General features: G+C 56.5%; 21 protein-coding genes. 3 read left to right on the forward strand and 18 right to left on the reverse strand.

Features of this window, described 5'->3' with window-relative positions:
• Window positions 1–179 precede the first annotated feature (179 nt).
• Window positions 180–446 carry a spike base protein, RCAP_Rcc01079 family gene (locus IMCC12053_RS10900; protein ID WP_062218978.1) on the forward strand — a complete coding sequence of 89 codons (267 nt, stop codon included), beginning with the start codon at window positions 180–182 and terminating at the stop codon, window positions 444–446.
• A gap of 23 nt (window positions 447–469) precedes the next feature.
• Window positions 470–1,363 (forward strand): phage head spike fiber domain-containing protein, encoded by an 894-nt coding sequence (locus tag IMCC12053_RS10905; RefSeq protein ID WP_143090027.1) that lies wholly within the window; start codon window positions 470–472, stop codon window positions 1,361–1,363.
• Between the two features lie 89 nt (window positions 1,364–1,452).
• Here the strand turns inward: IMCC12053_RS10905 and IMCC12053_RS10910 are convergent, their stop codons facing one another.
• From IMCC12053_RS10910 to IMCC12053_RS10950, 9 genes are all read right to left on the reverse strand, one after another.
• Window positions 1,453–4,041: a lipopolysaccharide biosynthesis protein gene (locus IMCC12053_RS10910; RefSeq protein WP_062218989.1), complete on the reverse strand. Its 2,589-nt coding sequence runs from the start codon at window positions 4,039–4,041 to the stop codon at window positions 1,453–1,455.
• Between the two features lie 6 nt (window positions 4,042–4,047).
• Window positions 4,048–5,358, reverse strand: a complete 1,311-nt coding sequence (locus tag IMCC12053_RS10915; protein WP_062218991.1) for an O-antigen ligase family protein — start codon at window positions 5,356–5,358, stop codon at window positions 4,048–4,050.
• 13 nt (window positions 5,359–5,371) lie between these two features.
• Window positions 5,372–6,184, reverse strand: coding sequence for a WecB/TagA/CpsF family glycosyltransferase (locus IMCC12053_RS10920; protein ID WP_082389080.1), 813 nt, complete (start codon window positions 6,182–6,184; stop codon window positions 5,372–5,374).
• A gap of 322 nt (window positions 6,185–6,506) precedes the next feature.
• Window positions 6,507–6,788, reverse strand: a complete 282-nt coding sequence (locus IMCC12053_RS10925; RefSeq protein ID WP_143090026.1) for a hypothetical protein — start codon at window positions 6,786–6,788, stop codon at window positions 6,507–6,509.
• 90 nt (window positions 6,789–6,878) lie between these two features.
• On the reverse strand, window positions 6,879–8,132 hold the full coding sequence (arsJ, locus tag IMCC12053_RS10930) for an organoarsenical effux MFS transporter ArsJ (protein ID WP_062218995.1): 1,254 nt from the start codon (window positions 8,130–8,132) through the stop codon (window positions 6,879–6,881).
• Window positions 8,129–9,127, reverse strand: a complete 999-nt coding sequence (locus tag IMCC12053_RS10935; RefSeq protein WP_062218997.1) for an ArsJ-associated glyceraldehyde-3-phosphate dehydrogenase — start codon at window positions 9,125–9,127, stop codon at window positions 8,129–8,131. The genes arsJ and IMCC12053_RS10935 overlap by 4 nt, the downstream gene beginning before the upstream one ends.
• A 6-nt stretch (window positions 9,128–9,133) precedes the next feature.
• Window positions 9,134–9,976 (reverse strand): arsenate reductase/protein-tyrosine-phosphatase family protein, encoded by an 843-nt coding sequence (locus tag IMCC12053_RS10940; RefSeq protein ID WP_062218999.1) that lies wholly within the window; start codon window positions 9,974–9,976, stop codon window positions 9,134–9,136.
• A gap of 147 nt (window positions 9,977–10,123) precedes the next feature.
• Entirely contained in the window at window positions 10,124–10,978 is an 855-nt protein-coding gene (locus IMCC12053_RS10945; RefSeq protein ID WP_062219001.1) for a DUF481 domain-containing protein, read from the reverse strand.
• Window positions 10,979–11,127: 149 nt separating this feature from the next.
• Entirely contained in the window at window positions 11,128–12,042 is a 915-nt protein-coding gene (locus tag IMCC12053_RS10950; protein WP_062221228.1) for a LysR family transcriptional regulator, read from the reverse strand.
• A 230-nt stretch (window positions 12,043–12,272) separates the two neighbouring features.
• Between IMCC12053_RS10950 and IMCC12053_RS10955 the strand changes: the two genes are divergently transcribed.
• On the forward strand, window positions 12,273–12,764 hold the full coding sequence (locus IMCC12053_RS10955) for a hypothetical protein (RefSeq protein ID WP_062219003.1): 492 nt from the start codon (window positions 12,273–12,275) through the stop codon (window positions 12,762–12,764).
• 63 nt (window positions 12,765–12,827) lie between these two features.
• Here IMCC12053_RS10955 and IMCC12053_RS10960 read toward each other — a convergent pair whose 3' ends face one another.
• The 9 genes from IMCC12053_RS10960 to bglB form a co-directional block, all read right to left on the reverse strand.
• Entirely contained in the window at window positions 12,828–13,898 is a 1,071-nt protein-coding gene (locus IMCC12053_RS10960) for a Gfo/Idh/MocA family protein (RefSeq protein WP_062219005.1), read from the reverse strand.
• Window positions 13,895–14,917: a Gfo/Idh/MocA family protein gene (locus IMCC12053_RS10965; RefSeq protein WP_062219007.1), complete on the reverse strand. Its 1,023-nt coding sequence runs from the start codon at window positions 14,915–14,917 to the stop codon at window positions 13,895–13,897. Before IMCC12053_RS10965 ends, IMCC12053_RS10960 begins: the two co-directional genes overlap by 4 nt.
• A gap of 1 nt (window position 14,918) precedes the next feature.
• Window positions 14,919–15,968: a Gfo/Idh/MocA family protein gene (locus tag IMCC12053_RS10970; RefSeq protein ID WP_062219009.1), complete on the reverse strand. Its 1,050-nt coding sequence runs from the start codon at window positions 15,966–15,968 to the stop codon at window positions 14,919–14,921.
• A gap of 10 nt (window positions 15,969–15,978) precedes the next feature.
• Window positions 15,979–17,271, reverse strand: a complete 1,293-nt coding sequence (locus tag IMCC12053_RS10975) for a Gfo/Idh/MocA family protein (protein WP_062219011.1) — start codon at window positions 17,269–17,271, stop codon at window positions 15,979–15,981.
• Window positions 17,268–18,359, reverse strand: coding sequence for an ABC transporter ATP-binding protein (locus tag IMCC12053_RS10980; protein ID WP_062219012.1), 1,092 nt, complete (start codon window positions 18,357–18,359; stop codon window positions 17,268–17,270). The genes IMCC12053_RS10975 and IMCC12053_RS10980 overlap by 4 nt, the downstream gene beginning before the upstream one ends.
• 12 nt (window positions 18,360–18,371) lie before the next feature.
• Entirely contained in the window at window positions 18,372–19,301 is a 930-nt protein-coding gene (locus tag IMCC12053_RS10985; protein ID WP_062219014.1) for a carbohydrate ABC transporter permease, read from the reverse strand.
• Entirely contained in the window at window positions 19,282–20,175 is an 894-nt protein-coding gene (locus tag IMCC12053_RS10990; RefSeq protein WP_062221231.1) for a carbohydrate ABC transporter permease, read from the reverse strand. Before IMCC12053_RS10990 ends, IMCC12053_RS10985 begins: the two co-directional genes overlap by 20 nt.
• Before the next feature lie 85 nt (window positions 20,176–20,260).
• Window positions 20,261–21,538 carry an ABC transporter substrate-binding protein gene (locus tag IMCC12053_RS10995; RefSeq protein WP_062219016.1) on the reverse strand — a complete coding sequence of 426 codons (1,278 nt, stop codon included), beginning with the start codon at window positions 21,536–21,538 and terminating at the stop codon, window positions 20,261–20,263.
• Window positions 21,539–21,630: 92 nt separating this feature from the next.
• Window positions 21,631–22,752 (reverse strand): beta-galactosidase BglB, encoded by a 1,122-nt coding sequence (gene bglB, locus IMCC12053_RS11000; protein ID WP_062219018.1) that lies wholly within the window; start codon window positions 22,750–22,752, stop codon window positions 21,631–21,633.
• Between the last annotated feature and the right edge of the window lie 97 nt (window positions 22,753–22,849).

Here is a 22,849-nt window from a genome sequence, read left to right on the forward strand (position 1 = left end):
GCGGGCAGCATTGTGTGTCTGGGTGCGGGCACTGTGCGCAAAATGCCCTATGCAGCGCACGGCCCACCAAGGCAAATTTCATCCCTGTGTCCTAAAACCGGTGGGCAATTCAAATGCCCCACATCACGCCGAGACACGCAGAGGCGTTGATTTGGACGCCAGCCACAGGAGTTATGATCATGACGAACCCGTTTGAAAACCGCGCGGCCTCTCTTAAGGGGGCCGCCGCAGATATCACCCCCGTCACACCCGATGACCTCAACGATCTGCCACACCCCGCATTGGCCCTCTATGTCGAAACCGCGGGCGCGGTTTGCTTTGCCTCTATTGCGGGTCATGTGCGCACGGTCGCGGTAGGGGACTTTGCCATTTTGCCAGTCGCAACAGCGCGCGTTTTGGCCACAGGCACCACGGCCACAGGCATTCACGCGTTTACGGTGTCCTAATGTTGGGTCTCGGATTGGATTTTATGACCACGGCCGCGCGCAGATCTACGCGCGCCACCGTGTTGATTGACGCCACCGGTCCGCGTGACGCTGTGGTGTTCTCGCGCGCAAGCCCCGCCTTTGCCTATGGGGATGATGGGGCATTGGTCTTGCACGCGCCGGATGTGGCGCGCATCGACCATGATCCGCAAACGGGTGCGCTACTCGGCACATTGTTCGAGCCTGAGACCACAAACATGTTGGCCCATGCCCATGCCAGCGTGTCTCAATGGGATCAAAATGGCGGCAGCGGCACCGATCAAACGTTGAACGCACTTGGTGTGTTTACGGGCGTCTCGGAGGCCTCGACAGGGGCGAGTTATCAACGCCTCAACCATCCCTATGTCGCCCTCGTTGCGGGGACGACATATACCGTGAGTATTTGGTTGCGCGCGGGCACTTCGCCCAACCTGCGTGCGGTGTTTCGCACATCTGGCGGGCATCAAACCAATTGGGGCGGCCCGATTAGCGCCCTTGGCCCATTGGCACAAGGCGCGTCCGGCATGGTATCGGGCTACGCCCAAAAGACGCTCATGGACGGGACCATTCTGCTACAACTCGTGTTCATACCCGAGCATACCACGTCCTATTCGATCGGGATTGGCCCGTATAGCGCGGTGGCGGACGAGGATGTTGTCATCTTGGGAATGCAGCTCGAGGCGGGATCACGCCCTAGCTCTTTTGTCACAACATCGGGGACGCCCGCCACACGCGCTGCGGATATGGCAGGGACCACGGGGATTTCAGGGCCGCACCGCATCACGATCACCTATGACGACGACAGTCACGATGTGATCCCGCTTGCGCCTGTCACAGACGGCTATTGGCCGCCACTGTCGCGCCCTCATGTCAAAAGGATGACGGCGGTGGCGGTCTAATTCGCGAGAGGTGCGACCCACAAAACGAGCGGCGGGCATGGAAAGCGGCGCGGCCGTCGTGCGCGGTCATGTCCGCCTGTATACGCGCCTCACAACCACCCCGCCTCTTTGATAATATCGACAGGCGCCACACCGAGCGGGGCCACATGATCGCGGCCCAGTATCAACGCCGCTTCATGCATCGCGGCCAAAGCGCCGGTGAGGCGGTGCAAGGTATAGCCCGTTTGCGGCAAGGTGCGGATATACGCCGCCGTATCATCCACAAACTGCGCCGCGCGCTGCACCGCATCGGGTGAGAATGCCTCATGGGTCGGCTGCGCGGTGCGCATCAGCTGTATAATATCGAAATCCAGACAATAGGGCGCGTGCTCCATAAACGGCACCTCACCGCGCAAATGGAACCACGACGCGTCATAAAGCGCCGCCCGATTGCGGTAGGGCCGCCCCGTGGCGTGATAGATCCACAAAATATGGACAAGCCCCCCGATATCGGCAATCTCGGGGTCATGTCTGATCTTATAGGCCACCCGAAACCCCTTTTGGATCAGGGCCGAGCGATAAGGGCGCAAGCGGTCCGTGTGCGGATCAAGGAATTGTGTTTCGATCGCCGTCAAAACCCGTTCCAATAGTGCTACATTTATGCCGTCAACCTTGCCCCAACGCGACAGGTTCAGCACAATCGACGGACCGCCCCCGATCCAATGGCTCACCCGCCAGATATGATGCGACCACGCCTTTGGGTAGCGCGGCAAGTTTGATGCCGGATCAATGATTTGCGCCAAATCCCAGCCCTCAAACGCATGGGCAGGCAAAGCGCATCCCGTTGCATCCTCGACCAGTCGCGCCGCGCCCAAAACATAGGCTGTCATATGCGCGGTGGGTGCGTTGTTTGCGGCCCCCTGCCCGCTCTGACACACACGAATACGCCCGTACAAATCCGCATCCGCCACTGCGTTCAGATAGGATTGCGCCGTTTCTTTTGGGGTCTGCGAAAGCATCTCCAAAAGGCGCAGCGTGTACACCATGTCTGCGTGATCTTGCCATGCAATCGCCGTGGCCTCACCCGTACCATCGAGCCAGAACGCAGCCGCATCGGGCGCGCTCAGGCGACAATAGTCCAATACAGCCTGCGTCATGTCGCGCGCCGTGTGCGTGGCGTCCAATTTGGCCTTGGCGACTGGTGCACCTGTCACCGACTGCGCGGTGCGGGTCGCGTAGATCATGCGCAAACCGTCACGCACCGGAGCCACGATATAGGCGTCCGACCGCCATCCAGTCACCAACACCGCAATCAAAGCCGCACAAAACGCCACCGTTCCCCAAAGTGCCGCCAATGCCGGATCGTGACGCAAGGCCCACACAACCCCACCGCAAGCCCCTGCAATCATGGCACCACCCGACACCGTGGCCCCTAGGTGATACGTCAGGGTCAAGCCGGTCTTGCGCGTCAAAATCACAACCGTTGCAACAACCGCCCCCAGATGCGCAATCAGCATGGCAAACGCCGCCCCCGTCACGCCAAATGACGGCGATAGGGCAAACCCCAATCCCACAGTCACACCACCGAACACCAAGGTAATACGCGCCGCAGTGGACGCCGCACCCGTGGCAATGGCAATCTCACCCGAGATGAACTGCGCGAAGGCTTTGGCCGCCACGAGCGGTGCAATGATCATCATGACCATGGGCAAGGCCTCCAGTTGGGGAAACCAGACCTGCAACACAAAGGGCGCAACGATCATCAAATAGAGCGCGGCCATCACACTCACCCAGACGGTAAATGCCGCGCCGTAGGATGCAATCTCGTTTGCCGCGCGCAGCCCCGCCTCGCCTTGATGGATCAAACGGCCAATGACGGGCGACATGACCGAGGCGCAAATGATGGTCACGGCCATCGGCAGATTGCTAATCTGTACTGCAATTTCAAACGCGCCTGTGTCGGCGCTTGGCACATAAAGACCAACGATCATCACCATAACGCGCGCATATAAATAGACCGAAACCGCATTGATGATCACAGGGGCCGCATAGCTCAATAGCCGCGCTGATTGGGTAGATCGCAGGTTATAACGCCAAACGGCCGGCCCAGATATCAATCCGCGCGCGCCCAGCATGAGCAACACGACCGCGACCAATTCCGAAAGTGCCAAACATAAAACCAAGGTGGCGACACCGCCATAAACGGGAAGCCAAAACGCAAAAAGCGCCAATCCGACGATGCGCGAGACAACCACGCTCACCGCCAACTGTCGAAATTTTCCAACGGTTCTATAAATACCGTCAAAGAACTCTGTCAGGCCAAATAAGTAAATAAACGCAACGGCATAGAACACGGTCTGCGGCCCTGCATCCAAGTCGTAAAACCGGTCTACGGCGCGCATCACGGGCACAGCCGCGACCAGAGCCAAAACGGAGGCGATGATCCCGAGGCGCAGCGCAAGCCCCACGGCGGCGTCACGTCCGGCAACACCCTCTTTGGCAAAGGCCTCCCCCGCATAGCGCAATGTTGTGCGTCCCAACGACATCCCAACCAAAGGGCGAAACAACGTGGCGACAGACATAATAATCGCAACACTGCCGAGCGCACTGGGCGGCAACTGCGTGGCGGCGACCGCCATGACCAATAGCGGCCAGATATGCATGAACCCGAATTGAACCGTTCTAAACGCGAAATTCATCGACCGTCATTCTCCAATGGCGCACGCGGCAGTTGCGCGGGGTCTATCGTGGGCGACACACGTCTGGCGGCGCGTGCCCCACAGCGCGCCAAGCACGGCAAATAAAACGAGATGGTGGTAGAGGTCGACGACAAACTCATTCACCGTAATCAGTGCATAGTAACAGGTAAAGCTCGACAAAAGGCACCCATAAAAGAGAGATGCCTCTCGCGCGCGCTCGCGCCTAAACACCTGAATAACAACGACATAAGACGACATCAAAAAACCCATCATACCCAGACAAGCGATGAGGCCGTATTTGAATGCCAAGCCTATCGGCGTGCTGTGAGATCCCAAAGGATACTCCAATCCGGCCACATCAATCTGGGTGCCGTAGCCCCAAAAAGGCCGTTGCTTAATCCACTCCAAACTTTGGGTATAGATCATGGTGCGGGCCTCAACACTGCCTGAGCGGCGCTCCAAAAACGCCTCCTTCGCAAACGCGACACCCGACTGCGAAAAAAGCAGGATCGCCACCGCGCACACGACCACAATGACGGTCACCGCCAATAAAGAGGCAGGCGAAAATGTCGGGGCGACAGCGGCACGGCGCATCCCCACCAACAACGGATACAGCGCCATCAACACGAGTGCGACACGGGCCTGCGCGAAAAACACCACGGTGAGGGCCGCGCCGTAGACGATGACGCGGCCAACGGTGCTTTGCCTGTCGTGCAACGCAAACGGCAAGAGCAAAAAGAGGACACACGCCAAATGGATCGGAGAGCCGAAAAACGACGACACACGGTCAGTGAAGCCGTAAAAGTAAAGCTGTTCCCCGAAATCCTTGAGCAAAAATCGTGCGCCAGTCATCGACGTCTTGATAAAATCGGGGGCGGCAAGATAGCCCAGCGAGGGAAATTGAATGGAGCCGATCACGATATAAAACGCGCAGGAGGCAACGATCACCCAAAACGCAATCGCCAGCGGTCGCACGCCGTCGACAAGTCTATACGTTTGATAATGAGCATAAAAATGCGCGAATAGCGCGGTGGCACAGATCCACGCCATCAAGTCGCGCGTGTATGTCATGAGACGCACGGATTGCGTGACCTGCGCGCTCGATATCACCACAAACCCCAAAAAGAGCGCCAATAGATAGACCGGTGCAGAGCCTGCAACGTGGATCTGGCAGGCGGGCGTGCCACGGGTCTTTTTGAACACAAACACATAGACAGGGAGCACGATCAACGGGACAAAATGCTCAATACCGATCGGCCATAAACACAGCAACGTGAGCCCAAGAGCCGCAAAGGGCTGCCCCGCGTCACCGCGCATATCATGCCTTGCGTTAATCACCCCGCGGCCTGTGCGGCGAGGTGCAAACGGGGTTGGAGCGTGTGTCGCGCATAAGCCGAACGGCGGCTTGCACATTGGTGAGCGCATAGCGGCGCCATAGACGCTTGGGATCTCCCATCAGACGGAACAACCATTCAAAACCAATACGTTGCACCCATTTTGGCGCGCGCAAACTATCGCCCGCAAGAAACGCGTAGAGCCCACCGCAGGTTTTCAGGCACCCGACCCCTGCCAGAGCGGCGCGGTTTTCGTGGCACCAGATTTCTTGTTTGGGTTTGCCAAGCCCGACCCACACCACATCCGCGCCCGATGCGACGATCTGCGCGCAGACCTCACCCGATTGGGCCTCCTCGAAATAGCCGTTGCGCCGCCCGACAATGTTGAGCGCGGGGTACAACCGTCTGATCTGTGTGACCGCGCGCGCGTTTTGATCCTCGCTCGCGCCAAGTACGAAAAACGACAAGCCGCGCTCTTGGGCGTGGCGGGCCACATCGTGGAACAAATCGGTGGTCGCGGATCGCCCACGAATGGGCGAATTGGTCAACAGCTTTGAGGCCATCAAGACCGACATGCCATCCGCATGGATCACATCGGCGGCCGACATCGCCGCGTCATATTTGGCGTTCCCGCCCGACAATGCGATGCCCTGACCGTTGGACGAAAAGACCAAAGCGGGGACCTTAGGGCGCGCCTCGCAGACATCGCACATCCAAACCGCCAATTCGTCCCGATCGGCCAGCGCGGTTGAAAACCCGCCCACCTGTACGGTGGTTAAGGGAGGAGAAACATTTAAAACCAATGACATATAAGTACCAATACCGACTTTGCCGCACACCGGCGCAGCTTACATTTAAACCCTTCGTTCACGCGCCGAACACCCTCGGGCGTCTGACAGAAGCGCACATGCAGCACCGCAACCTAAAATTGCATTGTACGCATAAGGATCATCTATAGGTATTGTTAAAGGATATAACCCCTGTTCGCCAAACTGTTTTCGCATAGCAGCGACCATTATGGCGCAAGAGGACCACTGTGGGGCTATCACATGTGACTGAAACCGCACAGATACAGGCGCGCGTCCGTTGTCTCACGGACGCCGCGCCAGATGTTAGATGTCGTGCGTTGCCTTAAAAGTCCTCAAATTCAGGGACATTTCCAACACGGACCAAGAATGTCGGCGCGCCGACCTCGCCGGAGGTTGGGTCTTCGACAACCACATAGGCATCCGCCCCTGCGCAGTCGTCATTTCGGGCCTCACGTTCTGCGCGCTCTTGCGCCTCGCTTGCCTTTGAATATTGAAATTGCTTGCCAATTTTCAAAACAGTGTGCTGCCCTGCCCCTGCGCTTGTCTCGATATATGTCTGACAAATGTAATGGGATTTCGGAGCGGAATCATCAATATGTGCCACGGGGGTATCCTTAACTGACCTGACGAACAAAATAGGAACATTTGCGCGCCTTGGCAAGCAATTTAGGATTCCACCCGCACCAGACACGCCCTAATCCGTTTGAGCCGATCTGAGTTGTGATGTCGCAAGCCCGCTCACCGCAATCATCGCCGCAGCCACCCCAAGACACAACGCCAACCCGCCGAATTGATAGCTCATTCCCGACAACACGGTCCCCACAAGGCGCCCCGCCGCGTTGGACATATAGTAAAACCCAACGTCAAGTGTGACACGCTTTGCATCCGTAAAGCTCAAGATCAAAAACGAGTGCAGCGCGGAATTCACGGCAAAGATCGCCCCAAAGACCAACAGACCAATGACAATCGCCGATGTGAGCGCCGGTGACGCATCGGGAGCCATCAAAACCAACGCGGCCAGACTTGCGGGCACGATGGCAAGCGCGCCGACCCACCACTTTGCCTGCCTCAAAAGCTGCCCGTGTGTGCGTGTCGTCGCCTTCAAAATGCGCGGGGTCCCACTTTGAACCAAACCGTACAAGATGGTCCAGACCGCCATAAACGTCCCGATCAGAAAGAACGCCGCGCGATTTCCCTCAGCACTTCCATCCGACAGCACGCTGTAAAAGTAGATCGGAATACCGACCACAAACCATACATCGCGCGCCCCGAACAAAAACAGCCGCGCACAGCTTAACCAATTGATATTGCGGTTCTTGGACAAGACCTCGGCAAACTTTGCATCCTTGCGACCAACGGGAAGCCCATCGGGCATGTAGGCAATGACCAAGGCGAGGATCACAGACAAAACCGCAGCCATGCTCAACACAGACGGGACAAACCCGAACACCGCAAGCAACAGCGCACCCGCCAAAAAGCCGGCCCCTTTGACCGCGTTCTTTGATCCTGTCAGCACCGCAACCCATTGAAACAGCCCGCCGCCCTCGGAGGGAGCCAACACCTTGATCGCGCTTTTGGAGCTCATCTTGGCCAGATCTTTGGCAACGCCTGACAGCCCTTGAACCACCATGACAAAGACAACAGAGGCGGTCATGCCCCACGCAGGATCAAGCTGTGCCAAGGCCAACAGTGCCACGATTTGCAACGACAGCCCCGCGTACAACGTCGACGTCAGCCCAAAGCGCGCGGCAAGCCATCCTGCCGACAGGTTGGTCACAACACCCGCAATCTCGTAGAGCACAAACAGATAGGCCAGTTGCACGGGCGAAAAGCCAAGCGTGTGAAAGTGCAACAGCACCAACATCCGCAATGCGCCATCCGTCAGCATGAACGCCCAATAGGCCGCCGTTACCGTTATAAACGCAGGAAATCCGGCGGACCGTGTCACAGCGCGTCCCCCACCATCACGGCAACATCAACAAGCCGGTGCGCATATCCGTACTCGTTATCATACCACACGTAGACTTTGAGTTGGGTGCCATTTACGACCATGGTGGAGAGCGCATCGACAACGCCACTGCGCGGATCATTGGTGTAATCCGACGACACCAGTGGGCGCGTCTCATATCCGAGAATACCGCTTAAATCCCCCTGCGCCGCCGCTTTGAACAAGGCATTCACCTCGTCCACGCTTGTCTCGCGCGCCATCTCGAACACGCAATCCGTGAGAGAGGCGTTGAGCAGCGGCACACGCACCGCGTGACCGTTCAACTTACCCTCAAGTTCAGGATAGATCAGTGTGATCGCCGTGGCCGACCCCGTTGTCGTCGGGATCAGATTGGTCAGAGCGCTGCGCGCGCGCCGCAAATCTTTGGCGGGGCGGTCCACAATGGTTTGCGTGTTGGTGACGTCATGGATGGTAGTGATTGATCCGTGCTTGATCCCGATCCCGTCCAACAGCACCTTGACCACAGGGGCAATACAATTGGTGGTGCAACTCGCCGCCGTCACAATCTGGTGGTATTCGCTTTCGTAAATATCGTGGTTTACGCCGTAGACAATGTTGGCCGTTGGACCATCCTTGACCGGCGCAGAGACGATCACCTTTTTGACGCCCGCCGCAAAATACGGCGCAAGGGCGGCTTCGGTTTTGAAGGCCCCCGTACAATCGATCATCACATCAACCCCGTCCAACGGCAGATCCTCAAGGGCGCGCACGGACGTAACGGGAAGGCGTGTCCCATCGATTGTAATCGCATCCGCATCGGCGGCAAATGTGGCGGGCCAACGCCCGTGGACGGAATCGAATTCCAACAGGTGCGCGTGCATGGCGGGATCGCCAACGGCATCGTTGATAAAGGCAATGTCGGCACCACGTTCCAACAGCGGGCGAAGGGCGAGTTTTCCGATACGGCCAAGGCCGTTGAGCGCGTAAGTTGTCATAAGGGATCAGTCCTGTTCAAGGGGCGTTTTGCCGATATCATCGACGTGTTTTTGGAGCGACCCGCGATCTAGCTGGTCGAAGGGAAGAGATGAGAAGGCCAACATCCGGTTGCGCAGCGCCCCGTAGGTCTGTTGAAACGCAAGACGCCGTTCGGCCTCGGTCCCTTGCGCCTTAACCGGATCGGGCAGACCCCAGTGGCCAGACAACGGTTGCCCCGCCCATGTCGGACACTCCTCGTTGGCGGCGCGATCACAGACGGTAAAGACGAAATCCATAACCGGCGCATCCGCAGCCTGAAATTCAGCCACGTTTTTCGACCTGAGCGGCGACACATCGTGACCCTTGGCGCGTAGCAATTCGACCGCAATCGGATTGAGATCGGAGCGATGCGCTGTACCTGCCGAATAGGCCACAAACCTATCCCCCGCCATTTCGCGCAGAATGGTTTCAGCAAAAATCGAGCGTGCCGAATTGCCTGTGCAGACGAACAAAACATTGAATTTGGTATCGGACATAGGAGAGACACTCCGAAGAAGGTCAGATAATTGTGGCGGGCAAATGTCGGCGCGACCGCGACAACAATCAACGAACAACCCAGATACGACCTCTTGGGCGGCTGTAAGGTTGACCGCATACAAAATCTGCGTGCCATTGCGGCGTTGCGAAATAAGGCCCGCTTGCGTCAACGCCGACAGATACACCGATGCTGTGCTCGCCTTGAGGTCGAGGGCCTGTGAAATTTCGCCCGCGGGCACCTCATCGGGATAGCGCCGCATCAGTAGACGAAACACGTCCATCCGCTGCGGATGGCTTAGGGTGGCGAGTCTGTCTGTGAGTAATGATTCCATATTTCATAAATAATTAAAATAATAACAGCGAGTCAACATGCGTTTCTAAAAACACGCAAACGCCCGCACAAAATGCGGGCGCTTTAGATCTCTCGGATCACTGTACCACATACGAGGGCACGATGTGGCACAGTGCCGTTGAGTGGCTTAGAAGCTGAGAACCAGTGAGACGCCGAGTGTATTGTCGGTCGATTTCAGGCCCGCCGCAGGATCAGAGTCGAAATCCGTACGGTAGCTGACGCGTGTCGACAACGTGTCGGTCATGTTAAAGTTCAAACCCGCATCGTTGGAGACAACGGTGTTTGTGCTCGAACTCAACACATCTGTATCCATTGTAAACGACACAGTATCGCTAAAGGCGTAGTAGTAGCGTGACGACACGATGAAGCCGAACTCGGTGTCGCTTACGCCATTGATATCACTCACGTAGCGCGCACCAGGGCCGGCCTGAACACGCCATGCGGTTTTGTCGGTGTTGATGAAGCGGTAGCCCGCACCCGCGCCCAAGAACGCGTCCATTTGATCACCCGAAAGCGCATCACCGTTGGAATCGGTCAAGAAGCCATCGTATTCAACGCGCGCAAGGCCAAAGGCGTACACTTCGGGGGAAAAGTAACGGTTGCCTTCATATGTGGCGTAGAATTTTTCTTCGCTCTTGGTGCCGTTGGATTCACCGTATTCAACAGCAAAACCAAACGAGTGGTTCCAATCGCCAACGCCGTAGCTCAAACGACCCGCACCCGACACTTCGCCAGAGTCCGTGTTGCCCGATGTGCCCGATGCGGAAAGCGCGAACGACCCGCGCCAGCCCTGAACAACACCGTTCGGACCAAAGCGCTCGTTGTCGTTGGCATTATCCAAATCGTCTTGTGCAGCCGTTGTGATGTCATCGATCTTATCGTTAAGCGCCTGAACGCCGCTCAGCTTGCTTTGCGCGAATGTCGGAGCGGCAATAAGGGCGGCAACTGCAGACGCGGCCACCAATGTGTATGTCTTTTTCATGGGTTAGTCCTTTCCCAAGTTGCGAGGCCAGATCTTCAGCACCATTGCCAAAGCTCTGATCATCTCTGCTGGGACTGGTATAGAAACCCCGATGTCGTGAGTGAAATTCGTATTACTCATGGTTTAAACGAGTATTTTAAATTTGTAATTTAGAGGACGCCGCCAGTGTCGTAGTCTTCCATATTCTCGATATGGCCCACATCTGTTTCCTGTTCGATTTCAGCCGCTTGGACGACCCTCTTCAACGCGGCTTTGGCGCGCAGGGCAAGATCGGGATCAACATCGTCGCGCCAAACCACCCAAGACGGATATTCAAACCGCGGCGCATCCGCCACAATGTGCAAATTTCCTGCGTCCACACGACGCTTCACCGCGCGCGCAGGCAGATACGCCGAGGCCCGCCGGTTCATAATATAGTCCGCCGCCAGCGCGCCCAGATGAAACTTTAGCCCCGCATTCGTCAGATGAGGCAGGGCCGTGGCGTGCGCATGCGTGAATTCAGGGCCCCAATCGACAAACACATACCCCTCAGGGCCGTTGACATCGGCGTCTGGATAAGAGGCGACCAGAACAAGCTCGTCCTCCAATGCCTTTTCCGCCACAAGGCCGGGGCGCAATTGTGGGGTGTAGACCAAGGCCGCCTGTATAACGCCCTCAATCAAATACCGTGTCATCCGGTCGGCCATCCCCAATTCTGTGCGGATGCTCAAATCCGGCATGTCATTTTGCAAGGCATCGATCCACCGAAAGCCAAGGCGCGGCCAAAGCGAGTATTGCGCGCCAATCGACAGTGATTTGGTGAAGCCTTCGGGGATCGCGATCTGTTGGCGCGCCTCTTCCCATATCTTAACGAGACTCAAGGCATAGTGCCAAAACTGCTCACCTGCGGGGGTTAAAACCGCACCCGCTTTGGAGCGCATAAACACCGCGTGGCCCAAACTGTCCTCAAGGCGTTGAATACGCAGGCTCACCGCCGATTGCGTGACATAAAGACGATCACATGCGGCAACAAAGGAACCGGTGTTCGCGACTTCGATAAATGTTTTTATGAGTGTAATATCCATGCTCAACCATTTGCAAAACTCGTGACAACCATAATTGTTATTCGTTTGCCGTTGATTGTCACCCCCATTTGTTTGGCGCAAAGGCACAGATGACGCGCGATAGGCATTTGCGGCGCCTTTTAGTGAAATCACGGGGCTTGCACGTGAACTGGCCATGCGTCCCCCCCTATCTCAACCCTATCTTTTTCGGTTGCATAGCTTAAAGAGGGGGAATCTTTTGGAGAGAAAACATGTCAGCACCACAAAGCATTCCTGAACTCGTTCGCGCAGCCAAGGACGATGCAAAGATCCACCTAGATCGCATTGCCGCCCTCACGACCGAGCAGGCATCGCCTCAAACCGAAGAGGCCCGTGGTGTTGCGGTTGGCGCACTGGAACACATCGCGGTTGATCTGTTTACGGTGTTCGAGGCGCGTATGCAGCATCATTTCAAACGCGGCCCGTTTTCACGCAAACTCAAAGCGGTGTTGTTGGACGCGGGGCACACGGATCTCGCTGCGCGGTTGCACACATGTTATCTGGCGGTCAATGTCCTCAAGCACGCAAAAGGGGCCAGCTACCGCGAGCTGCTCGCCGCACAAAGCCCCCTACTCGCCGCGCCAGACCCTGACGCAGCCGAGACAGACACACCCGCCAGCCTGATAGACGTTACCACGCCCGGATTTTTGGACACGCTGACGACCACAATCCTAGAGGCCTACACGTTTCTCGACCAACGATAGCACACGGCACCCAGAGTGCGGTGATCTCGGCGCCATGCGTGGCGCGTCAATTCATCGTCCGTCTTAGACGGGTGCGGGTTCCCAGCCGTCATAGGTACTATCGCCAACGTTAAGGGGCAGATGGACCGGTGCGCCTGTGCGCGATGACTGATAGACGGCACTGACGAATTCGATGGAACGGCGCGCCTCGTCAATATTGACGACCTCCGATTCAAGCCCGCGCATGGCGTTGTAAACCTGAAGAGAGAACCCGACTTGTCCACCCGATTGGTCGGGTGTCGCGGCGATAACCGCATCAATCTGGCCTTGGGTCACAGGTGCGCGCGCCACAAATGTCCAGTTGTCCTCGGCGGGGGCATAGGGGCGCGATCCGCTCTCTGCGGTTACCCCCTCAAAGCAAAAGCGCAGCCGACTGGTGTCATTGCCCGCGCCAAGCGTGACCGAACTTGTCGCCAATGCGCCCGATGACATCTGAATGGACAGCGCGCCGCAATCCTCGACTTCGATGTCGTTCACGCGCGTATCCAGACGGGCAAACACCGAGTCAACGGGCCCGAGAATAAACGATAATAAATCATGCATGTGAATGGCATGGCCCAAGATAACGCCGCCCTGCTCGCCCTTCCATGTGCCACGCCAATCCACGGCGTAATAATCCGCATCACGGTTCCAATGGGTTTCCATAGCCGCCACATAGGCCCGCCCCGCCAACCCGCTGTCAATCAACGCGCGCAGCCGCGCAATCCCGTTGCCAAACCGATACTGAAAGACAGGGTAGACGGTGCGCCCCGTCTCCTTGCTAATGGCGATCAAGCGATCCACATCGGCGACGGAATTGGACAACGGCTTTTCGCAAATCACATCCTTACCCGCCCGCATGGCCCGCGCGGTAAAATCGAAATGCAAATGCGGGGGCAGACAAATGTCGATCAACTCAATTTCGGGATTGGCCAAAACGGCCTCGAAATCGCTCGTGATTTCAACGCCACTGTCGTCCTCAATGAATGCGGCAGCGCGTGCTGTATTCATATCGCACACCGCCGTCACCGTGTAGAGATCCGGCAACGCGCGGTAGGCAATGTAATGTTTGTAGCCAATGCCTGCGCCAATAATCGCCACATTTACCTTTTTCATACTTGCACCCCTTCGGCCTGCATCTGTGCGCGGATGGTAATGTCCATCGTGCGAAACGTGTGATCCTGCGTCACGGCGGTTTGTGACCGGTTATGGATATCGGCACAGATGCGGGCGAAATACGGCAACCCCATTTCACGACAATCAATCACCTGCGCGCCCTCACCATTGGCGATCAGCAATTGATCGCCTTTGTTGCCATTCGCCAGATCGATGTATTTGCGCAGCTCGATATACCCGTCACTGCCCATGATCGTCAGGCGGCCATCGCCCCACATCGGCAGGCCCTTGGGGGTGAACCAATCGACGCGGATATATCCGTGGCCTTTGTCTCCTTGTAAAACCAACTCGCCAAAATCCTGCATTCCGGGATGCTCTGGCAAAGTCTTGTTGGCGACCTGGGCGTGTTTGATCTGCACATCCGTGGACCCCGTGAAATGTAAAAACTGATCGACCTGATGCGAGGCGATGTCAGTTAAAATACCGCCATACCGATTGCGTTCAAAAAACCACGCGGGGCGCGTCGACAGGTTTTGTTTGTGCGGCCCCATGCCGATGGTCTGGATCACGGTGCCGATTCCACCCGCACGCACCAATTCCTCCGCCTTGGCCACGCAGGGCACTTGGAACCGTTCCGAAAAGTTGACCGTCCAGATGCGACCCGTTTCGGCGACAACAGCTTTGATCTGTGCGAGGTGTTCGAGGGTTGTGCACCCGGGCTTGTCGACCATCACGTCTTTGCCCGCCCGCATGGCCTCAATCGCAAGTGCTGCGCGATCTTCGGGCACGGCCGCGATCAGGACCATATCGACATCAGGATCATCAAGGATCGTGCGGCGATCAGCCACCCGCTCCAGATCTGGGTATGTCTCTTGGAACTTTTCGGGAAGCGCCCAATCATCGGCGGTCCACCACTGCGCCGCAGTGCAGCCCTCTTTGAGCATATTGCCCAACATGCCGAAAATATGCCCGTGATCAATGCCAATGGCCGCAAGCTTCAATCCGTGTCCAACGCTCATGTCAGTATCCTTTGTCAACAGATACGGTGCGCCCTTGGGCACCGGAATTGATAATTGCCTCGATCAACGCATGCCCATCAAGCGCGCTTGCCCCGCTCGCCACAGGGGTCGCGCCGCTGTCGATACAGGCGATGAAATCCGCAATCACCGCTTGGTGCCACGCGCTGGTAAAGGCCATTGGGTCGCCCCCTGCCCCTGTCGATTGCGCGGAACCGAACACTTGGGTTTCGCCGCTTTGCCACGCAACCACCAACTCAGCGGAGCGCAGCGTGACCGAGGCGTTGGCGTAGTGCAAAATGATCTCTTCGGTGCGGCCGGGGTAACTCGCCGTTGAGGCAATCAGACTGCCCACGGCACCGTTTTCAAACATCAAACCTGCCGTCACGAAATCTTCGGTTTCCATGTCGTGAAACCGTGTTGTGCGGCACATAGCCGTCACGGCGTCAACAGGACCGGTAAATTGCAACGCCAAATCAAGGGTATGAATGGCCTGAGAGATCAAAACTCCGCCGCCATCGCGCGCCAAACTACCGCGGCCCGGCTCATCGTAATAGCCCTGCCCACGCCACCAAGGCACGGAAATTTCAACCAATCGCAGCGAGCCAAAATCGTGCTCAGCCAAAAGGGCGCGCAACTTTTGGGCGGACGGGCGGACGCGGTGTTGGAGCACAATCCCAAGCGAAACACGGGCATGCGCACAGATATCAACCAATTTGCGGGCCGCGTTCAGCGTGCGCTCAACAGGTTTCTCCATCAAAATCGGAATACCCGCATCAGCCAACGCCGCAACATACGGCGCGCGCACGTTGGGCGGTGTGATGATCACGGCAAAATCAGGTTCATCGGAAAGAAGCGCGTCCATATCGGCGTAAGCCTGCGCGCCCGAGAACGCAGCGCCATGCTTGGCCAAAAACGCCGCAGAATTGGCTGGCCGAGACGCCAAAACACCTGACAGGCGTAACGATCCCGACAGGTTGGCAAAGCTTTCCACATAGGCTGACGCCACCATACCACACCCGATCAGGGCCACGTTTGAGCGCGTTGTCGACATGAAAGGAGCCTTATTCTAAAGTAATGCCACGGGTATCGAGCATCGTCTGCACATCCACCGTAGCGCCTGTTTCAATCGACAAGTTTGCGGCGATCCCTGTCAAGATCGACCACCCACCCGCCACATGGTCAGAGGCGCGGTTATAGCGGTCGGGTTCCATGTTATCGGGGTCGAAAATGTAGCCGAGCATGACAGGATCAGCCCCGCCATGGTGGCCCTCCGCCACAGGCACCTCAATCTGTTCGGGCGCTTTGCCCGCGAGGTGCACCTCGGTCCAGACCGCCTCTTTGCCCGCATGCGCCCGTTCGCCCCCAAAAACACCGTGCACCTCCACATGCTTATGGATCAACTCGCCCCTTGTCCCTTGGAACCTGATCTCAAGCCCTTCCCACGGGGAATAGGCGGTCAGCGTATAATTGGCTGTGGCCCCCGACCCATAGGTGATATGCGCCTGCATCGTATCCTCAATGCCGATGTCCTCATCGAACACGCACAGATCACGAAAATAGCCGTCCTCATGTTCGGCCTCACGGTAGAGCGCGCGCAATGCGGCGTCCTCGTCCAAGTTCAATTCAAAATCGCATTTGTTGGCCACTTTGCACGTGGCACAGCGTGGACCGCGCGCCTCAAGCCCCATGTCTATCGCCGTTTGTGGGCGGTAAAATGCACGGCGCCCCGTCGCGGTAACTTTGGTTGGCGTTGACCCCAGCCACCAATTCAACAGGTCAAAGTGGTGGGTGGATTTATGCACCAAAAGCCCGCCCGAATTTTCCTTTTGACGGTGCCAACGCCGAAAATAATCAGCTCCATGTACACGGTCGAGGTGCCAGCGGAAATCAACAGCCGTGACTTCCCCGATGGTGCCAGAGGCCAATATATCCTTGATCTGTGTTCGGGCCGGAGAATAGCGGTAGTTAAAGGTCACACGCACTTGGCGTCCCGTGCGCTTTTGTGCCTCGGTGATCTGTTTGAGCGACGACAAATCAATCGTCATCGGCTTTTCACAGATCACATCACACCCCGCCTCAAACGCGCGTACGATATAGTCGGCATGCAAAAAGTCAGGCGTGGTGATCACCACCGTATCCGGCTTTTGCTCTGCGATCATCGCGTCGAAGGCGCTTGCGTCATATGTGGCAATCCCATTGGTCCCTGCGCGCGCTGCGGCCTGTGCGGCGAGGTCCAAGCGGTGGGGATTGTTGTCGCACATAGCGACGATCTCATGCTGATCGGGATAGTCCTGTGAGACGCTGTCACGGAACATCGAATGGCGCGATCCGCACCCGACGATGGCAAGTTTCATGCTAACGCCTCCTCACCAATATAGGGTACGCGGTCGCCATCATGGTCGAACACATGCACGTCCGAGGGATCAAATCCAAAGGTGATTTTGTGGCCCCTTGCGTAGTCATCTTTTCCGCTCGTTTGAAGCAATACGGTCGCGCCCGACGACAAATGGGTGTGGAGCAAAATCTCCGACCCAAGGTATTCAACAAGATCAATTGTAGCCTCGACACGGACCGCGCCACCGTCAATCATGAACCCTTCGGGGCGAATGCACACCGTCACATTGTCGACTGTACGTTCCAACCCGTCGATCTCGAAATCAGCAAAATCCGCCATAGAGATGTGAATGCCCTTCGCGCCTTTGGTGGCTTGAGCATCGAACATGTTAATCTTGGGCGAGCCGATGAAGCCCGCAACAAACAGGTTCTCAGGGCGGGTATATAACTCTTGCGGGGTGCCGACCTGTTCGATTTTACCGCCGCGTAACACAACAATGCGCGAGGCCATGGTCATGGCTTCAACTTGGTCATGGGTTACATAGATCATGGTGGTGCCGAGCTTGGTATACAGGGAGGCAAGCTCGACACGCATCTGAACGCGCAATTCGGCGTCCAAATTCGAAAGAGGTTCATCAAACAAGAACAGCTTTGGTTCGCGCACGATAGAGCGACCAATGGCGACACGCTGTTTTTGACCACCCGACAACTGACGCGGTTTGCGGTCCATCAAGGGCTCGATTTGCAGCACCTTCGCCACCTCATCCACGCGCTTTGAAATTTCGGCCTTGGGCAGCTTCATATTCTGCAAGCCGAACGCGAGGTTTTTGCGCACCGACATATGCGGATAGAGAGCGTAGGACTGGAACACCATGGCCAACTCGCGTTTGGACGCGGGCAGATCATTAACGATGGTGTCGTCGATTGCCACGGTGCCATCGGAGATATCTTCGAGCCCCGCAATCATCCGCAAAAGTGTGGATTTACCGCAGCCGGACGGGCCGACAAGGACGAGAAACTCACCGTCAACAATGTCGAGGTCCAGCCCCTTCATCACCGTCACATTACCGTAGGTTTTGCGAACGTTTCGTAGTGTCAAACCAGCCATTGAAAAGGGTCCTTATTTCATTCCGGAGGTCGCGATACCGCGCACGATGAGTTTTTGGAAAGCGACGAAGAACACGATGACGGGCACAAGCGAGAGCACCGACATTGCAAACATCTGTCCAAAGGCCGATTGGCCCTCTTGGTCGAGGAACAGGCGCAACGCGAGCGGCACCGTGTAGGATTTGATATCATTGAGATAGATCAGCGGAGCGAGGAAATCCTCCCACACCCAAATCAGCGAGAAAATCGCGGCCGTCCCCATCGCAGGGAGCGACAAAGGCAGGATAATAACCCAGTAGATTTTGTAGGGCGAGCAGCCGTCGATCATCGCCGCCTCATCCAGTTCACGTGGCAACTGGCGAAAGAATTGCACCATCAAAAAGATGAAAAATGCATCAGAAGCCAGAAAACGCGGCACGATCAACGGCAGGTAGGTATCCACCCACCCGAGGTTCAAAAACAACACATACTGCGGGATCAAAACGACATGATACGGGATCATCAACGTCATCATCATCAACGCAAACATCAAGTTTTTGCCGGTAAATTGCAGCCGTGCAAACGCGTAGGCCGCGAAGGAACACGACAACAGGTTCCCGATCACGGAAAAGACCGTGACGATGGTCGAGTTGGTGTAGAAGATCGTGAACGACTTGGGCAACGCCTCCCACCCTTTGGTGTAGTTGTCCCAATTGAACTCGGATGGCCACAACGACAACGTGTTGAAAATCTCGTTCTCGGGCTTGAGCGATGCGGCCACCAGCCAGAACAACGGGTAAAGCATCACCACTGACATCGCGATGAGAAAGAGGTGCTTGTAGATGCGCGCACGACGGTTGCGTTTTTGTTGCGCGACGCGAAGATCATGGGCGATCTGCGCCGTACGGATCATCTCTGGCGTCACATCGGATGCGCCGGACGGATCAGTCGCGTTCGTTTTCATAATGCACCCAGTATTTGGAGGTAAAGAAAGACACGGCCGTAAAGAAACCGATGATGAGAAGCAGCACCCACGCCAGCGCGGAGGCGTAGCCCATGCGGAAGAATTTGAATGCTTCGTTGAACAAATAGACCGTGTAGAACAATAGGCTGTCAGCGGGCGCGCCCGTGCCGTTCGAGATGATGAACGCAGACGAGAACGTTTTGAACGCTTCGATCGTTTGCAGCACGAGGTTGAAGAAAATCACAGGTGCCAAAAGCGGCAAGGTGATACGAAAAAACTGACGCCGCTTTGACGTACCGTCGATCTCGGCCGCCTCATAGAGATCGCGCGGAATGCCGCGCAGACCGGCCAAAAAGATCAGCATCGGCGACCCGAATTGCCACATGGCCAGCACCACAAGCGTGTAGAGCGAGGTGTCGGGGTTGGAAATCCACGCCGCCCCCTGAATGCCGAAATTGGCGAGAACTTGGTTGACCACCCCGTCTGCGGAAAACAATTGCCGCCACAAGATGGCGATCGCAATGGACGAGCCAAGCAGTGAGGGAAGATAGAAAATCGCTCGGTATAGCCCAATGGTGCGCAATCCCTTGTCGAGCAGCATGGCGACACCAAGCGCCATTATCAGACGGGCGGGCACGGCAAGTGCGACATAGGTAAATGTGACCTCTAAAGCCTTCCAGAACCGCCGGTCTTTCTCGAACATGTAAGCGTAGTTATCAAGGCCGACCCAACGCGGGTCTGCAACCATATCGTAGCGGGTAAAAGACAAGTAGAGAGAGGCTAAAATCGGGCCAAGTGCCAAGAAAAAGAAGCCGATGAACCATGGGGTCAAAAAGACATATCCGGGCGCATTGCGTGCGAAGAATTTTTTCATTGGTATGACTTTGCGTTGGGAAAATATTGGCCCCAATGGATTGGGACCAATACCTGATTTCACAAGACCGTGGGGAAAACGCGTTTTAGCGCGCGCGGTCCACGATCGACTGAGCATCGTCGATAAACAACGCAGCCGCCTCTTTGACATCCATATTGCCAAGCACAACTTCGGTGCCTGTGCGCATAAAGTTGTCACGTACCTCACCTGCCCCTTTGGGAGCGGGCAGCGGCAGCGGGCCAACTTTGTCCTGAATGGCGTTGAAGTAGTCAACCGAAAGCTTTTCGGCAGGCGTGAAGCTTGGCGCAAGGGCTGCACGCACGTCCGGGTTGGCCGGAATGCCGCGCTCAAGGCCGATGATAGAGGTCGCGTCGGGCGCATTGATCCAGTCGTTCATGTACATGATCGCGGCCTCCACGTCCTTTGCATCGCGGGTGAGCGACATGAACATGGATGGCTTGATAAACTGGCCGTAACCGCCACCTGTTTTGTGCGCCACCATGGCCGCGCCAATGGGGTCGGACATCAAACTCTGAACCGCCACGAGTTGGTTGGACCAGTACAGCGACATAGCAGAGGCCCCTGTGACGATACCGCTCTCTGACATCGGCTTATCAAGGATCACCGTCATGTTCTTGTCGGTGACAACGCCCGCATCACGTAAATCTGCCCAATACTGCCAATAGCCGGCCACGTCTTCGGCGGTGGCGGATACGTTGCCGTCCGCATCATAGAAATCGCGACCGTTCTGACGCGCCCATGCTTCCATGCTTTCGATCATGAGCGAGTTATCGTCCGACCCTTTGACGCCCGTTTTGGACGTGATCTGTTCACAGACTGCCGCAAACTCTTCGTGGGTCCAGTTGATCACATCCGCATCGATACCGGCCTCGTCAAACAAACGCGCATTGTAGGGAACAACCTGACTGTTAGAGCCAATGTTGAGCGCGTAAAGTTTGCCATCGACCATGCCGCCAGACAGTGGGCCTTTGTCAAAGTTGGACAGGTCAAGACCGTTGCCAATGTGTTCATCGAGCGGCAGAAGCGCGCCACGGCGCACGTATTCGAACAAGAAACGGTAGTCCATCTGCACCAGATCCGCCATGTTCTTGCCCGCAGTTTGCGTGGCCATTTTGGTCCAGTAGTCGCCCCAACCAATGGTCTCGCCAGACACTTCGATGCCGGAATGCGCCTTTTGGAACACGTCGATCACGTCAAAGGTCCGTCTGTCGCGTTCTGGGTTCCCCCACCAGAAATGGCGGATAGAGCGATCCGCCGCGAGGGCGGGCATTGCGGGTAACGTCGCCGCGGCAGCCGCCGCACCAATCGTTCCTAGCGCTTGGCGCCGTGTCATCTTTGTCATGTGGTAGTCCTCCCTTGGAACCGGCGGTCTGCCGGACGTGTCTCATTGGATTGAAGCGCCCCACGTTTGCCCGCAGGGTCGTTTTTTGTCCCTCAGATGTAGGTTCTGAGGTATTCGGACAGACACAGCATGGCCATCGCTTGCCCATATGGCATCGAGGTGCGCGGTATCTCTTTGTAGAATTCAAAATCGTGGCCCATCGCCGTGCCAAAGGACACGTTGAGCAATTCGCCTGCATCATTGATGTTATCGATCACGCCCGCGATGGCTTTCTCCGCCACTGGCGCAAAGCTTTCGTCGAGGTAACGCAGACGCACCGCCTTGAGCAAACCATAGGCAAACCCCGCCGTGGCCGATGCTTCGACGTAACTGGTAGGATCGTCCAAAAGCGTGTGCCACAACCCCGTCTCGGGATCTTGCATTTGCTTGAGCGCCTCCGCCTGACGGCGCAAGGTCGAGAGCAAATGTGCGCGGATCGGATCCCCCTCTTTGAGGCCGATCATGTCGACGAATTCAGGGATCGCGATCGTCACCCAACTGTTGCCTCGCGCCCAAAGTGCATCGGCAAAGTTGTGATGACCTTCAAATGTCCAGCCGTGAAACCAAAGCCCCGTTTTGGTGTCCATGAGGTATTGAATATGCGTGAGGAACTGGAATTTCGCCTCTTCGATATACTCTGGCCGCCCGAGTACTTGGCCTATTTTGGCCAAAGGCAGAACGCTCATCATCAACGTATCATCCCACATCTGGCCTGGATTGACGCTATTGTAGGTGATGTGTTGTAGCCCGCCCTCCTGAACGCGTAGCATGGTGTGCATCACCCACTGCGCCCACTCTTCGAGATAGGGTCGCCATTCCATATTGCCTTGCTGCTCATACAGGCACGCAAGGGTCAAAAACGGCGCCATTGTGTTGATATTTTTCGTCGGAGTTCCCTCGGCCAGACGGTCCGAAAACCACCCGTCAATGATCGCTTTGGCGGTCGCGTTGCGGGTTTGCTCATAGTATTTCAACAGCCCGTAGAGCCCGATGCCGTGGGTCCACTCCCACCCCGCCCACCCTTTGGTGTCGATCTCGCGACCATCCTCTAGCTTGAGAATAAACTCACCTGTCTCGTCGCAAATGTTGATCAGATTGTCGGCCAAACGGTCGATCAACCCACACACATCAGCACGGCTCACAACATGATTTCTTTGACGGAGGAGCGGGTGCATGTGATCGGATCCTTGTGTGTCTCTATTTTTTGAAATCGCATTTCAATTTAGTTTGGACACAAGCGCCATCATAAATCAACATATTTTTAATCTAGTA

The sequence above is a fragment of the Celeribacter marinus genome (assembly GCF_001308265.1).
GTDB classification, from domain to species: Bacteria; Pseudomonadota; Alphaproteobacteria; order Rhodobacterales; family Rhodobacteraceae; genus Celeribacter; species Celeribacter marinus.